This is a genomic window from Paraburkholderia sp. SG-MS1 (genome assembly GCF_012275575.1).
GTDB lineage: Bacteria > Pseudomonadota > Gammaproteobacteria > Burkholderiales > Burkholderiaceae > Paraburkholderia.
Genome location: NZ_NPIH01000054.1, coordinates 44,881 through 58,925, shown reverse-complemented (window position 1 = coordinate 58,925; position 14,045 = coordinate 44,881). Strand labels below are relative to the sequence as shown.

General features: G+C 65.0%; 14 protein-coding genes. 10 read left to right on the top strand and 4 right to left on the bottom strand.

Annotated features, from left to right (window positions below):
• The 10 genes from fliI to fliR form a co-directional block, all read left to right on the top strand.
• Positions 1-1,260, top strand: a 1,260-nt coding sequence (gene fliI, locus CIC12_RS04390) for a flagellar protein export ATPase FliI (protein ID WP_168662518.1), incomplete at its 5' end; no start/stop codon positions are given.
• A gap of 2 nt (positions 1,261-1,262) precedes the next feature.
• A complete protein-coding gene (gene fliJ / locus CIC12_RS04385) occupies positions 1,263-1,712 on the top strand; it encodes a flagellar export protein FliJ (protein WP_168662516.1) in 450 nt (149 codons plus the stop codon).
• 60 nt (positions 1,713-1,772) lie between these two features.
• Positions 1,773-3,248 carry a flagellar hook-length control protein FliK gene (locus tag CIC12_RS04380; RefSeq protein ID WP_168662514.1) on the top strand — a complete coding sequence of 492 codons (1,476 nt, stop codon included), beginning with the start codon at positions 1,773-1,775 and terminating at the stop codon, positions 3,246-3,248.
• A 554-nt stretch (positions 3,249-3,802) separates the two neighbouring features.
• The gene (gene fliL, locus CIC12_RS04375) at positions 3,803-4,303 is read left to right on the top strand and encodes a flagellar basal body-associated protein FliL (RefSeq protein WP_168662512.1); all 501 of its coding nucleotides are present in this window, start codon (positions 3,803-3,805) and stop codon (positions 4,301-4,303) included.
• Positions 4,304-4,366: 63 nt separating this feature from the next.
• Positions 4,367-5,365: a flagellar motor switch protein FliM gene (gene fliM / locus CIC12_RS04370; protein ID WP_168662510.1), complete on the top strand. Its 999-nt coding sequence runs from the start codon at positions 4,367-4,369 to the stop codon at positions 5,363-5,365.
• A complete protein-coding gene (gene fliN, locus CIC12_RS04365) occupies positions 5,358-5,801 on the top strand; it encodes a flagellar motor switch protein FliN (protein WP_168662508.1) in 444 nt (147 codons plus the stop codon). The genes fliM and fliN overlap by 8 nt, the downstream gene beginning before the upstream one ends.
• Entirely contained in the window at positions 5,798-6,376 is a 579-nt protein-coding gene (fliO, locus tag CIC12_RS04360) for a flagellar biosynthetic protein FliO (protein WP_238812363.1), read from the top strand. The genes fliN and fliO overlap by 4 nt, the downstream gene beginning before the upstream one ends.
• Positions 6,377-6,390: 14 nt before the next feature.
• Complete coding sequence (gene fliP, locus CIC12_RS04355; RefSeq protein ID WP_168662505.1) at positions 6,391-7,215, top strand: flagellar type III secretion system pore protein FliP; 825 nt, start codon at positions 6,391-6,393, stop codon at positions 7,213-7,215.
• Positions 7,216-7,239: 24 nt separating this feature from the next.
• Positions 7,240-7,509, top strand: a complete 270-nt coding sequence (gene fliQ, locus CIC12_RS04350; protein ID WP_042327103.1) for a flagellar biosynthesis protein FliQ — start codon at positions 7,240-7,242, stop codon at positions 7,507-7,509.
• A gap of 25 nt (positions 7,510-7,534) precedes the next feature.
• A complete protein-coding gene (gene fliR / locus CIC12_RS04345) occupies positions 7,535-8,317 on the top strand; it encodes a flagellar biosynthetic protein FliR (RefSeq protein WP_168662503.1) in 783 nt (260 codons plus the stop codon).
• A gap of 86 nt (positions 8,318-8,403) precedes the next feature.
• Here the strand turns inward: fliR and flgL are convergent, their stop codons facing one another.
• The 4 genes from flgL to flgJ all read right to left on the bottom strand — a co-directional run bounded on the left by flgL (position 8,404) and on the right by flgJ (position 14,035).
• Positions 8,404-9,630 (bottom strand): flagellar hook-associated protein FlgL, encoded by a 1,227-nt coding sequence (gene flgL, locus CIC12_RS04340; RefSeq protein ID WP_168662501.1) that lies wholly within the window; start codon positions 9,628-9,630, stop codon positions 8,404-8,406.
• A gap of 11 nt (positions 9,631-9,641) precedes the next feature.
• Positions 9,642-11,633, bottom strand: coding sequence for a flagellar hook-associated protein FlgK (gene flgK, locus CIC12_RS04335; RefSeq protein WP_168662499.1), 1,992 nt, complete (start codon positions 11,631-11,633; stop codon positions 9,642-9,644).
• A gap of 278 nt (positions 11,634-11,911) precedes the next feature.
• Positions 11,912-12,685, bottom strand: coding sequence for a flagellar brake protein (locus CIC12_RS04330; RefSeq protein ID WP_174771903.1), 774 nt, complete (start codon positions 12,683-12,685; stop codon positions 11,912-11,914).
• 348 nt (positions 12,686-13,033) lie between these two features.
• A complete protein-coding gene (flgJ, locus tag CIC12_RS04325; protein ID WP_168662495.1) occupies positions 13,034-14,035 on the bottom strand; it encodes a flagellar assembly peptidoglycan hydrolase FlgJ in 1,002 nt (333 codons plus the stop codon).
• Positions 14,036-14,045 lie beyond the last annotated feature (10 nt).

Genomic DNA, 14,045 nt, shown 5'->3' with positions numbered 1-14,045 from the left:
GCGGTGGGCCTGCGCCTGTCGGTCGGCGCCGAGGTGATGATCGAACTGCCGCCCGGCAGTTCGCTGCCGATGGCCGAAGCCGAAGTCGTCGGCTTCTCCGGCGACAAACTGTTTCTGATGCCGACCACCGAAGTGATCGGCCTGCTGCCCGGCGCACGCGTCTATCCGCTCGAAAGCGCGCCGATCGCCGACCCGATGGCGGGCGCGAAGCGTCTGCCGGTCGGCTGGGAATTGCTCGGCCGCGTGCTCGACGCGTCCGGCCGTCCGCTCGACGGGCTCGGCCCGCTCGGTGCGCACGCCGACGCGCCGCTGTCGGCGCCGGTCATCAATCCACTGAACCGCGAGCCGATTCACAAGGTGCTCGACGTCGGCGTGCGCGCGATCAACGCGTTGCTGACCGTCGGCCGTGGCCAGCGCATGGGGCTCTTTGCCGGTTCGGGCGTCGGTAAATCGGTGCTGCTCGGCACCATGGCGCGCTACACCAGCGCCGAGGTGATCGTAATCGGCCTGATAGGCGAGCGCGGCCGCGAAGTGAAGGAATTCATCGAGCAGATTCTCGGCGAGGAAGGTCTCGCGCGCTCGGTGGTGATCGCGGCGCCTGCCGACGTGTCGCCGCTCTTGCGGATGCAGGCCGCGTCGTATTCCACTTCACTCGCCGAATATTTCCGCGACCAGGGCAAGCATGTGCTGCTGCTGATGGATTCGCTGACCCGCTACGCGATGGCGCAGCGCGAAATCGCGCTGGCCGTGGGCGAGCCGCCCGCCACCAAGGGCTATCCGCCTTCGGTGTTCGCCAAGCTGCCGGCGCTCGTCGAGCGGACCGGCAACGGCCCGGCGGGCGGCGGTTCGATCACCGCGTTCTACACCGTGCTGACCGAAGGCGACGACCAGCAGGACCCGATCGCCGACTCCGCGCGGGCGATTCTCGACGGCCACATCGTGCTGTCGCGCTCGCTCGCCGAGGCCGGCCACTATCCGGCAATCGACATCGAAGCGTCGATTAGCCGGGCAATGACCGCGCTGATCGACGATAACCATCTGAACAAGACGCGTATGTTCAAGCAAATGCTGTCCCGGTATCAGCGCAACCGCGATCTGATCAACGTCGGCGCGTATTCGAGCGGGCGCGACGCGGTACTCGATCGCGCAATCGCGCTGTATCCGCGGATGGAAGCATTTTTGCAGCAAGGTTTTCGCGAATGCGCAAACTTTGAACCCAGCGTCGAAATGCTGGACGCACTGTTTGCCCAAGGAGGCTGACGATGGCGAAACACTTTCCGATCAAGACGCTCATCGGCCTCGCGCAGGACGATGTGGACGCCGCCGCCCAACGTCTGGGCCGCGCGCAGCGCGAGCGCAACGACGTCGAGGCGCAGCTCAATGCGCTCGTACAGTACCGCGATGAATACCACTCGCGCTTCACGACGACCGCCCAGAGCGGCATGCCCGCCGGCAACATGCGCAACTTCCAGGCGTTCATCGACACGCTCGACGCCGCTATCGACCAGCAGCGCGGTTTGCTCGCGACGGCCACCGCCCGTGTCGAAGCGGCGAAGCCTGATTGGCAGCGCCAGAAGCAGAAGCTCGGCTCGTACGAAGTGCTGCAGGCGCGCGGCGAAGCAGCCGAAGCAAAAACCGTCGCGCGGCGGGATCAGCGCGATGCCGACGAATTCGCCGCGCGGATTCTGCGCATGCGCGCCGAAGGCATCTGACCCAGGCGAGCATCGCCTCGTCTCACCGACCACCCGTACGACAGATTGACAGGATTCCTTATGTCGCTTCTTTCACAGATCGGCTCACAAATCGGTTCGCTGCTCGGTTCCGCCGGCAACTCGTCGACCAGCACGGCGATGGCCGCCGCGGCGAGCGCTAACCCGTTCTCGCAAACCTTGCAGCAAAGCATCGACCAGCAGAGCAACGCGGCCGCGCAGAGCGCGAGCCAGCAGCAGGCTTCTTCGTCATCGGCTTCTTCGTCGAGCGTGCACGACGCGCCGCCGGCCGATTCCGCCACGCAACAGGCGAACGACGCGCAGAGCAGCGACAGCTCGACGAACGCGGCGTCATCCACGACACCCCCGGATCACGCGCAGCAGGCGTCGAACGACAAAACCCCGGCGACGCCGGCAAAGTCCAGCAACAACACGACACCGGCCGATGCGGGCGCGGCAGCAGCGGCGGCCGCCGCACAAGCACAAGCACAAGCACAAGCGCAGGCCGACGCAAACAGCGCCACGACGACCACCGATCCCGCCACGGCCTTGGCCGACGCGGCAGCCTCGCTGACCGGCACGGCCACCATCACGACACCCGGCCTGGCGGCGGGCAAGAAAACCACCGCCACTGATCCGAAGTCGTTGCAGGACGCATTGCAGGCGGCGCTCGCCGCACTGGCGAGCGGCCAAGGTACGGTGCCGGCTCAGGCGCTGGCGAGCGGCGCGGCAGCGAGCGCCGCGACGGCGGCCAACGGACTGACGAGCGCGAACGGCGGGCTGAACGGCTCGGCGGACGGCAAGTCGCTCGCAAGCGGGCTGTTCGGCGAGGGCAAGGGATCGAACGCATCGAAGGGCGCCGCGACGGCAGCTGCGCCGACGACACTGGCCGACCCGGCTGCGGCGGCCAAGTCAGCGGTCGACACGCTGACAGCCACGGCTGCTGGCGCTCAGACCGACAACCTGTCGTCCTTCAGGAGCGCGGCCGACGCGGCGACTGCGGCACTGGCGGCTACGCAAGCCGCGGCGAGCGCCGCGACCACGACCGCCGCCCAAAGCACCGGCACCGCGAGCGCGGCGGAAGCGGCGAACGCACTGGCGCCGCAGGTCGGCACGACCGACTGGGAGGAGGCGCTGAGCCAGAAGGTGGTGTTCCTGTCGAACGCGCATTCGCAGAGTGCCGAACTGACCTTGAATCCGAAAGATCTCGGCCCGCTGCAAGTCGTCTTGCAGGTCGCCGACAATCACGCGCATGCGCTGTTTGTTTCACAGCATCAATCGGTACGTGAGGCGGTCGAGGCGGCGTTACCGAAGCTGCGCGAGGCGATGGAATCGAACGGAATCGGGCTGGGCAGCGCGAGCGTCAGCGACGGCTTCGCGCGCCAGAACAGCGGCCAGCAACAGAGCGCCGATTCGGGCCGCACGGGCGGCAAATCCGGCGGCGGCGGATCGTTTGGCGGCGGCACATCGGACGCGATAGACACGCTGGCCAATGTCCCTGTGAAGCGCAAGGTTGGGCTGGTCGATACTTTCGCCTGACGCTTGACGCTTGGCCGCATAGCGGCCATCGCATGTGACCTGCGGCGGTTCGCGCGGAGGTCCACGCTTTGCTGGAACTGAAAGCACCCCTAAGACTTCTCGATTCGAGCGCCTCTGAGCACGCCGACGGTTCGATGAACTACCGCGACGGCGCGCGCAACGCCGCCGGCAGAATGACTGCCTTCTCACTGACGCGCAGTGTGCGGCAACCCGGATTCCAGACGCGCCACTGCCTCCCCCAAGCAGGGACACCCGCGCAAGAAATGAGCGGTTTAAAGCCGCTTTCTTTGCCTGCTTTCTTTGCGGCTGCGCCCCGAAGGAAATCCGCTTGGCGACAACGAAAGTAGGTGCCGCCCCGCACAGGGGCGACGCCAATAGTCGCCGCGAAATCGAGGAAAGGCCAGCGCCGAGCGCAAACGGCCCAACACCCCGGGCTAAAAACATCCCAAAAACCAGAGATAGCCCGCAATCCCCCTTCTTTTCGACCCATCGATCCAAGCCCAAATCAACAACAATCATCCTCACCAGCACTAAAGGCACGCAAAGCAAACCACATGGCATCCACGACCGCAAACCAGCAAGCCGCGCCCGCCTCCCCGGGACCCTTGAAGCGCATCATCCTGATCGCCCTCATTGCGATCGTCGCCGCAGGCGCAGCCGGCGCGGGTGTGTGGTTCTTCATGTCCAAACGCGCGCCGGCCGCGACTTCCGCGGAAGCCGCACCGGCACCGCCCGCGGCGCCGCTGTTCTTCCCGCTCGAATCGATGACGGTCAACCTGCAATCGGACGACGGCCAGCAGCACTTCCTGCGCATCGGCCTCACGCTCCGGCTCGGCGACGCCGCCTCCCAGCAGCAGCTCACCGAGCACATGCCGGAAGTGCGCAGCCACATCCTGCTCGCGCTCTCGAACAAGCACCCCGACGATCTCGCGCCGCTGGAAGGCAAGCGCGCGCTCGCCGAAGAGCTCAAGACGCTGATCGCGCAGCCAACCGAAAAGGGCACCGCGCCGATACACGTGCAGGACGTGCTGTTCACCGAATTCGTCGTGCAGTGACGCTCAGTGACGTTATCTAGCGCTGCCACCATCAACCGCCACGGGACGCACGAGGAATAAGCAATGGGCCACGAAGAGTTCATGTCCCAGGAGGAGGTCGATGCCCTCCTCAAGGGCGTCACCGGCGAGTCCGACTCGGAAGCCGAGCAAAGCGACCGCTCGGGCGTACGCCCGTACAACATCGCGACGCAGGAGCGCATCGTTCGCGGCCGGATGCCCGGCCTCGAAATCATCAACGACCGTTTCGCGCGTCTGTTGCGCGTCGGCATTTTCAACTTCATGCGTCGTTCGGCGGAAATCTCCGTCGGTCCGGTGAAGGTGCAGAAGTACAGCGAATTCACCCGCAACCTGCCGATCCCGACCAACCTGAACCTGGTCCACGTGAAGCCGTTGCGCGGCACGTCGCTGTTCGTGTTCGACCCGAACCTCGTGTTCTTCGTGGTCGACAACCTGTTCGGCGGCGATGGACGCTTCCATACCCGCGTCGAAGGGCGCGACTTCACGCAGACCGAGCAGCGCATCATCATGAAGCTGCTCAATCTGACGTTCGAGCACTACGCGGCGTCGTGGAAAAGCGTGCGGCCGTTGCAGTTCGAATACGTGCGCTCGGAAATGCACACGCAGTTCGCAAACGTCGCGACGCCGAATGAAATCGTGATCGTCACGCAGTTCTCGATCGAGTTCGGCACGACGGGCGGCACGCTGCACATCTGCATGCCGTACTCGATGATCGAGCCGATCCGCGACATCCTCTCTTCGCCGATTCAGGGCGAAGCGATGGACATCGACCGCCGCTGGGTGCGCGTGCTGTCGCAGCAGGTGCAGGCGGCGGAAGTGGAGCTGACCGCCGACCTCGCGCAGGTGCCGGTCACGTTCGAGCAGATCCTGAACATGCGCAAAGGCGATGTTCTGCCGATCAACATTCCCGAGCGCATCACGGCGAAAGTCGACGGCGTGCCGGTGATGGAATGCGGCTACGGAATTTTCAATGGTCAGTACGCGTTGCGGGTCCAAAAAATGATCAGCGCAGCCGACACGATGAAGGAAGGTGGATATGAGTGACCTGAACGCAAAGCCCGAGGCCGAACTGGCCGCGGGCGCGGCCGCGCCCGAGGACGATGACGCGATGGCCGACTGGGCCAGCGCGCTGGCCGAGCAGAACGACAACGCCGATGTCAGCGCGACGACGGCCGGCGTGTTCCAGCCGCTGTCGAAAGTCGAGCCGACCTCGACGCGCAACGACATCGACATGATCCTGGACATTCCGGTCCAGATGACCGTCGAACTCGGCCGCACCAAGATTGCGATCCGCAACCTGTTGCAACTCGCGCAGGGCTCGGTGGTGGAACTGGACGGCCTCGCTGGCGAACCGATGGACGTGCTGGTCAACGGCTGCCTGATCGCCCAGGGTGAAGTGGTGGTCGTGAACGACAAGTTCGGCATCCGTTTGACCGACATCATCACGCCGTCCGAACGCATCCGGAAGTTGAATCGATGAAACGCTTTACCGCTCGCGCCGTGCTGAACGTTTCGCGCGAAGCCCTGCTTCGCGCCGGCGTGGTTGCCACGGCGGCGCTGGCCGTGCCCCTGTTGGCGCACGCCGCCGACATGAACGCGGTCAACAACGCCGCGAACATCGCTTCGGGTGTCGGCGCCGGTTCGTCCGTTCCGGCGCTGGGCGTCGGCGCGGTATTGCAAACGGTCGTCGGCCTGCTGGTCGTGATCGGCCTGGTGTTCGGCTGCGCGTGGCTCGCGCGCCGCTTCGGCTTGCAGCCGGGCCAGCGCGGCGGCCTCGTGAAGACCATCGGCGGGGCATCGCTCGGCGGCAAGGAGCGCGTTGCGGTCGTCGAGATCGGCGACACATGGCTCGTGCTCGGCGCGGCGCCCGGCAACGTGCGTCTCCTGCATACGATGCCGGCGGGCTCCGCCACGCCCGATAGCGTCGCCATCACGGCCCCGCAAAACGGCGCTACTCGCGCGCCGCTGCCGGGCACCTTCGCTCAACGTTTTCGCGACGCTTTGAAGGGTGAGGTAGGCAAACGTTTCAACGCGCACGGCGGCGGGGATCGGTAATGCAGTTCAGTTCCATGCAAGTCAGCGTTTCGTCGCTGCGTGACGCGCGCCCTGCCCCGGCGCAAGCCGCACTCAAAGTATTGCGCCGCGCCGCGCCACGCGCGCTGCCCCTCGTCGTGCCCGCGCTGATGCTCGCGCTGCCGACACTGTCGTTTGCGCAAACCGCCGGCCTGCCGGCGTTCAACACGAGCCCCGGTCCGAACGGCGGCACCACCTACTCGTTGAGCGTGCAGACGATGCTGCTGCTCACGATGCTGTCGTTCCTCCCGGCGATGGTGTTGATGATGACGAGCTTCACGCGCATCATCATCGTGTTGTCGCTGCTGCGTCAGGCGCTCGGCACGACCACCACGCCGCCGAATCAGGTGCTGGTCGGTCTCGCGCTGTTTCTCACGCTCTTCGTGATGTCGCCGGTGCTCGACAAGGCCTATAACGAAGGTTACAAGCCGTTTTCCGACGGCACGATCTCGATGGATCAGGCGGTCGCGCGCGGCGTCGCGCCGTTCAAGACGTTCATGCTGCGCCAGACCCGCGAAAGCGATCTCGCGCTGTTCGCGCGCATCTCGCACGCGGCGCCGATGCAGGGTCCGGAAGACGTGCCGCTGTCGCTCCTCGTGCCCTCGTTCGTGACCAGCGAACTGAAGACCGGCTTCACGATCGGCTTCACGATCTTCATCCCGTTCCTCATCATCGACATGGTGGTGGCAAGCGTGCTGATGTCGATGGGGATGATGATGGTGTCGCCCGCCACCATCTCGCTGCCGTTCAAGCTGATGCTGTTCGTGCTGGTCGACGGCTGGCAGTTGCTGCTCGGCTCGCTCGCGCAGAGTTTCGTCTAACCCGAATTTTTTGGCGCACTCACCATGACACCTGAAGCAGTCATGACGCTGGCCCACCAGGCGATGTACGTCGGCCTGGTGCTGGCCGCTCCGCTCCTGTTCGTCGCGCTGATCGTCGGTCTGGTGGTGAGCCTGTTCCAGGCGGCCACGCAGATCAACGAATCGACGCTCTCGTTCATTCCGAAGCTGCTCGCGATCGCCGTCACGATGGTGATCGCCGGCCCGTGGATGCTGACGACGATGCTCGACTATCTGCGTCACACGCTCACTAGCATTCCGACGCTCGTCAACTGAGCGGCGCGCCGCCACTTCCTTCGCCATGTTCACGGTCACTTACGCTCAACTGAACGGCTGGCTGACCGCGTTCCTCTGGCCGTTCGCGCGGATCGCCGCGCTGATCGCCACCGCGCCGGTGTTCAGCAACGTGTCGATGCCCGCCCGTGTGAAGATCGGCCTTGCCGCTTTCACCACGATCATCGTCGCGCCGACGATCGGCGCCATGCCCCAAGTCACGGTGTTTTCTGCGGCCGGCGTGTGGGTGCTCGTCAACCAGTTCCTGATCGGCATCGCGCTCGGCGTGACGATGCAGGTCGTCTTCCAGGCCATCGACGCGACCGGCTACTTCATCGGCCTCGGCATGGGCCTCGGCTTCGCCACCTTCTTCGACGCGCAGGCGACCGGCTCGGGCGTGGTGATCTCGCGCTACATGACGACCATCGCGATGCTGGTGTTTCTCTCCGTCGACGGCCACTTGCAGATGCTGGCCGCGCTGGTGACGACGTTCCAGTCGGTGCCGGTGTCGGCGAACCTGCTCGCGCCGCTCGGCTGGCAGACGCTCGCCAACTGGGGCGGCTCGATCTTCGCGGCGGGCTTGCTGCTGTCGCTGCCGGTGGTGGTGGCGCTGCTGATCGCCAACCTCGCGCTCGGCATTCTCAATCGCGCCGCGCCGCAGATCGGCGTGTTCCAGATCGGCTTTCCGCTCACGATGCTGGTCGGTCTACTGCTCGTGCAACTGATGCTGCCGAACATGATCCCGTTCTTCGTGCGGCTTTTCGACGGTGGCATCGACGAGATGGGGCGGGTCGCCGCAGGCTTGCGATAACACCGCGGATCAGCAGACCCTTCGTGCCGGCACTCACGGCATAAAAAAACCGGCTCGCGCCGGTTTTTTTATGCCGCGTTCGAGCATCAGTTGTTGATGTACTGGAACAGCGACATGTTCTGGATCTGCACGAACGCTTGCTGCGAAGCCTGCAACGCGGCCTGTTGCAACGTGTACTGGCTGATCGTCGCCACCATGTCGGTCTGGGTCAGGTCCGCGAGGTTGCTTTGCGTCTGCAGCGAGTTGGTCTGCGTGACGGTTTGCAGCGCCTTCACCTCCTGCTCGCGCCCGCCCACGGACGCCTGCACCGCCGTCACGTTGCTCAGCGTGTTGCCCAGCTGCGTGAGGCCCGTGTTAAGCGCGTTCTGCAGGTTCGCGGTCGCCGCCGTATCGCCCGTCACCGGCTGTTGCAGTGCCGCGATCATCGCGTTGATGTTGGCGAACACGTCCGTGCCCGCCTGCTTGGCCGTCTTGACGGTAAAGGTGTCGCCGTCGGCCGGTGTGCCGGTGATCGCGACAGTCTGCCCGCCCATCGTGATGTTGGCTCCTTCCGTATAGGCTTGCGGCGTGCCTGCGACGCCGGTGGTCGTGTCCGTGATCGTATAGGTCTGCGACGCGCCGCTGCCGCTGAACTGGATCTGATACGCATCCGCGTTCGCGGCATTGGTCGGATCGTTGACTGTCACCGAGCCGATCACGCCGGAGCCCTGGTTGGTCGAGCTGCCGCCGGCGACCGGCTCCGCATTGACCGCGCCGACGCTCATGAACACGGTAAGCCCGTTGTCGCCCGTCGCTACCTGATTACTGTCGGTGACCTGCACGGTGCGCGTGCCGGTGTCGCCCGAATAGACGACGTTGCCGCTCGGGTCGGTCGTAAATGCCTGGGTGCTGTTCTGAAATCCGGAGAACAGCGAATTGCCCGCGCTGTCAGTCGCGTTGGCGTAGGTCAGCAACTGGTCGCGTAGGGTTGTGAGCTCGGCGGCAATGGCGCTGCGGTTCGAATCGTTCAGGCCACCGTTGCTCGCCCTGAGCACTTGCGTGTTCACGCTTTGCAGCGTGCTGAGCACACCGCTGAGCGTCGAGTCCTCGGCCTGCAGCGACGACAGCGCGGCGCTCTGGTTGGTGGTGTATTGCGACAGCGCCGTCGCCGTCGAACTCAACTGCACCGCCTGCGCTGCGCCGAGCGGATTGTCGGCGGCTGTGCTCAGGCTCGTGCCGCTCGAGATTTCCTGGTAGATCTGGGACAACTGAGCCTGCTGGTTGCTCATTGTCTCCACGTTCATGCTGAAGTATTGCGAGCTGGAGATACGCATGGTTCAACGCCTTACGAGAAGATGCCGAGCAACGTCTGGAACAGGGTCTGCGCGGTCTGGATGACCTTGCTGTTGGCCTGATAGAGCTGCTGATACTGAAGCAGGTTGGCTGCTTCCTCATTGATATTGACGCCGGACACGGACTGCTGCGCGGTGGTGATCTGTGTGACGAGCGAGGCCTGCGCGGTGCTCGACGTCTGCACCTGGCTTGCCTGGTTGCCGATGTCGTTCACGTAGGTCGCGTACGCGCTCGTCAGCGTGGACGTGCCGCCCGACATCACCTTCGCGGTGGTCAGGTTCGACAGCAGTTGCGCATTGCGGCCGTCGTTGCTCGCGCCGGTGTTCGGGCCGATCGAGAACGTGTCGCCGTCCGACGGCGTGCCGCTGAGCGTGACCGTCACGCCGTTCATGCTGCCGGCAGCGGTAGAGTTGGTCGGGTTGTCGATCGTCAGCGTCGCGCCCGAGGTGGGCGAGTACGGCACGGCGGTCGTCGCCGAGGTGATCGTGTACGAAGTCGGCGGCGTGCCGGCCACCGTCACCACCGAATTCAGCGGGAAGCCGGTCAGGCCCGTGCCCGCGGTGTAGGTGATGGTCGAGGCGGTGGTCGGCGCGCTGTAGCCCGCCGAGACAGTGCCCTGCGTGATCGCCGCGCTGCCCGTATTCGACGCGGAGGCCGACGCCAGCACCGGCGAGGCGGCCGCGATCGCCGACGGCGACGTGGTCGTCAGGGCGAAGCCGTTCAGCGCGCCGCGCGTCGGTTCGACCGAGAACGAATCGCCCGCCTTCATCGTGCCCGTGGCCGAAAATTGCAAGCCGCCGATCGGGTTGGTGAGGTCCGTCGCCGAACCCACGATGCTGCCGGTCGCGTTGTCGGTCAGCGTGTAGGCGGTGCCGTTGTATGAGAGCGTGTAGTCGCTGGTGGTCGGCTGCGTTGCGTCGGCAAACGACACGGAGAGCGACGCGTTGCCGGTGTTCTCCCCGTTCGCGTACACCGTCGGCGAACCGACCGTGAAGAGCGCGCCGCCCGCAGTGCCGTTCAGCGTGATGCCGAGTTCGTTCTGCGCGTTGACCTGTGCGGCGAAGCTGGTGGCGATCGCGCCGAGTTTCGCTTCGGCCGGGTCGAGCGTCTGCGAACGGAACTGCAGCAGGCCACCGAGCGTGCCGCCGGAAACGTTGGTGTCGGCGAGCGTTTGCGGCGTCGGCGCCGGCTTCGCGCCGGCCTGGCCGAGATACTGGACCGACAGTTCGCTCGTATCGGTGGCGGAGGTCGCGGTGCCGAGATTGAAGCTGTTGCCGGCGGACACGAGCGGCTGCCCATTGGACATGAACACGCTATAGCCGCCGTTGTTCTGCACGACCGACACGCCGATCAGCTGCGACAGGTTCGATACCGCGAGATCGCGCTGGTCGAGCAACTGATTCGGCGGCTGGCCCTGGCTGCTCGCCGCGGTGATCTGTGTGTTCAGCGCGGCGATCTGCTGCGTGTAGGAGTTGATCTGCGTGACCGCGTCGCTCAGTTGCGTGTTGACGCTCGCGCGCAGCTCGTCGTACTGCTCACCGGCCGCATTGATCTGGTTCGCCAGAGTCTGCGCATCGCTCATCGCGGTCTGGCGCGTCGCCACGCTGGACGCGCCGTTGGCCACGTTCTGCAAGCCCGTGAAGTAACCGGTGATGGCGCTCGCGATCCCCGCGGTCGGACTGCCGACCAGGTTGTTCAGCTGCGTGATCATCGTGTTGTAGGCGGACAGCGCACTGCTCGACGATTGTGCGTTGTTCAGCTGGGTCGCGAGGTACTGGCTGTACTGGCGCTGTACGGTGGTCGTGGACACGCCCGACGGTAGATAGCCCGAACCGGTGTAGCTGCCGCCGGTTTCCGCATAGACCGGCGTCTCGATCGAATAGCCGGGCGTCGACGCGTTGCTGATGTTCTCGCCGGTCGTCGTCAAACCCCACTGGGCTGCATTGAGTCCGCTGAGGCCGATAGATAAGAGATTGCTGGACATGCGTCATCCTGAAGGGCGACACCGCAGACATGCCGCCACGTTACTTGAACAGTCTGTTTAACGGCCCACGGCGCAAAAAATTGAGGGCCATGGCGATGCATGCGCGACTTTGTTGCAACGTTTGCGAGGCTCGCCGGGCGCGACCGTGGTGCGGCTTCCCGTGCGCCTCTTTGCGTGCTTTCCTCCGCGCTCCGTCAGGCAGGCGGCGCGATCCTGTTTCTCACGTGGCAAGCGGGCGAGGCGCGGCTCGAGCCCTGCCCCACGCGCCTGGCATCCGCTCAACGCACCAGCGATCGGCGCTTCATTTCAAGCTGCGTGATCAGACGTTGCAGCGTGTTTTCAGTGCTGCCCGGCAGGGTCAGGAAACGGAAACCGAGTTGGTAGCGCTGCGTGCCGTTCGGCAACGCCGTGGCGCGGTGCGACACCAGCTGAAGATCGAGCGACAGGCGGCCAAGCGTGCCGAGCGACAGTTCGCAATCTTCAAGGCGTGTGCCCATCGGCAATTCGGCGACGCGTTCGTCCGCGGTACGCATGCCGACGCCACCAAGCGACAGATCGTGCACTTCGAAGCGGAACGTGTCGCCCGCCGGCAGACGACCGCTGCACATGTACGGATCGAGAATCGGCGCATCGACGCGGAAATACTCGCGGCGTTGCACATAAAACAGCACTTCCGGGAAGTCGGCCTCGAACGCGGGCAGTCCTTCGAAGCGGGTCTCGCGTGGCGTCGCGGTCACAAATTCGACGCGCACGCCGTCCGGCGCCGCGTGGAATTTGCAGCGCGGCGCGGCCAGCAGGCCTGTGTTCTGATTGGACAATGCACCCCAATCGAAGGTGAAGGTGCGTCCGCGCACGTCGACGTCGAGCAGGCGCGTCACGAGCTGGCCGCCCGCATATTCGATGGTGAGGAAATCGCCGCGATTGACGAGATTGCGCAACTGAACGCCGATCTCCAGCGGATTGCGGCGGCCGAAATCCGGCGCGCTATCGTCTTGCGGGGCGTGCGGCTGGCCGTGCGTGTCGGTCTGGCCGTTCGACTGGTTCATATCCATGGGCTTGCCGGTATGCATGTTCTTGCGGGCGCGTGCCAGGGCTCCTGCCGGAGCTTTCGCGCGGCCCCGATCGAAGCCGCGACACACGCATTCCACCGGACGCTATGACGCTTTTCCGGTATCGGGTCGTCACTGATTAGCGGCAGCACCCAGCCAAAATTTAGGGGCTTTAATGAAATATTTGCCGCAAACGTTAAAACGCAAGGACCTCTCTCGGGCGGGACCGGCCGCCTTGTTTTGCACCTGGCCCCGTCGCATGCGTGGCTTTTTATCCGGCACGTCGGTTTGCTGCGTGCCGGCTTCGGCTGGCATGGCGCTGCATGACCGCTTGCCTGCATTGACGGCAGATCAGCCCATCTTCTGCATGATCGACATCAGTTTTTTGGCGTAATGCGGGTCGGTCGCGTAACCCGCGCGCTGCATGCCGTTGGCAAAGCCGTTCACGTCGCGTGACGAATTGATCACCTGCGCGTAACGCGGATTGCCCTTGAGCAGGTTCGCGTAGTCGGTCATCGCTTCCTGATACGAGTCGTACGCGCGGAATTTCTCGACGGTGCGCTGCGGCTTGCCGTTCACATATTCGGTCGTGACGGTCGAGACGGTCTTGCCCGTCCAGTCCTTGCTCGCCTTGATGCCGAACACGTTGTGGCTGGTCGAACCGTCCGTCTTCCGGATCTCGCTCTTGCCCCAGCCCGATTCGAGCGCGGCCTGGCCGATGATGAAGCGCGCCGGAATGCCGGTCGCGGCGCTCGCGGCCTGGGCCGGCGCGGCGAGCTTGTCGACGAACGCGTCGACCTTCGGCGAGCTGCCGTCGCCGCGCAACGGCGGCGTCAATGCGCTATTGGCCGAGTAGCCCTTGCCCATCGCCAGCTGACCGTTTGCCTGCGCGTTGCCGTAGGCCTTCGCGAGGGCGTTGAGCGCGGCGGTCTGCCCTTCGTCGCCGCCGCTGCCGCCACCGCCCAATGCGTTGGCCATGCCGGCGAAGCCGCCCGCAGCACCTGCGCCATCCGCCCCGCCGCCCGTCTGGATGCCCTGGTTGCGCATCAGCTGCTTGAGCATCGCGTCGGCTACGCCAATGCCCTTCTTCGACAACTGCTGCGACATCTGCTGATCCATCATCGACGTGAAGGTCGCGCTGTCGTGCGAATCGAACGGGCCGTCCTGCGGCGTCGCATCGCGCATGCTCTTCAGCATCATCTGCGTGAACACGGCGTCGAATTGCTGCGCGGCCATCTTCATGCCGGCTTGCGGCGAGGCCTTGGCTTGCGCGCTCAGACTCGCGAAGCCCTGCACGTCGAGCGCGAACCGGCTGGTCAGGTCGTTCGCGGTATTGGTCGTATCCGAATTCATCTGGCGTCTT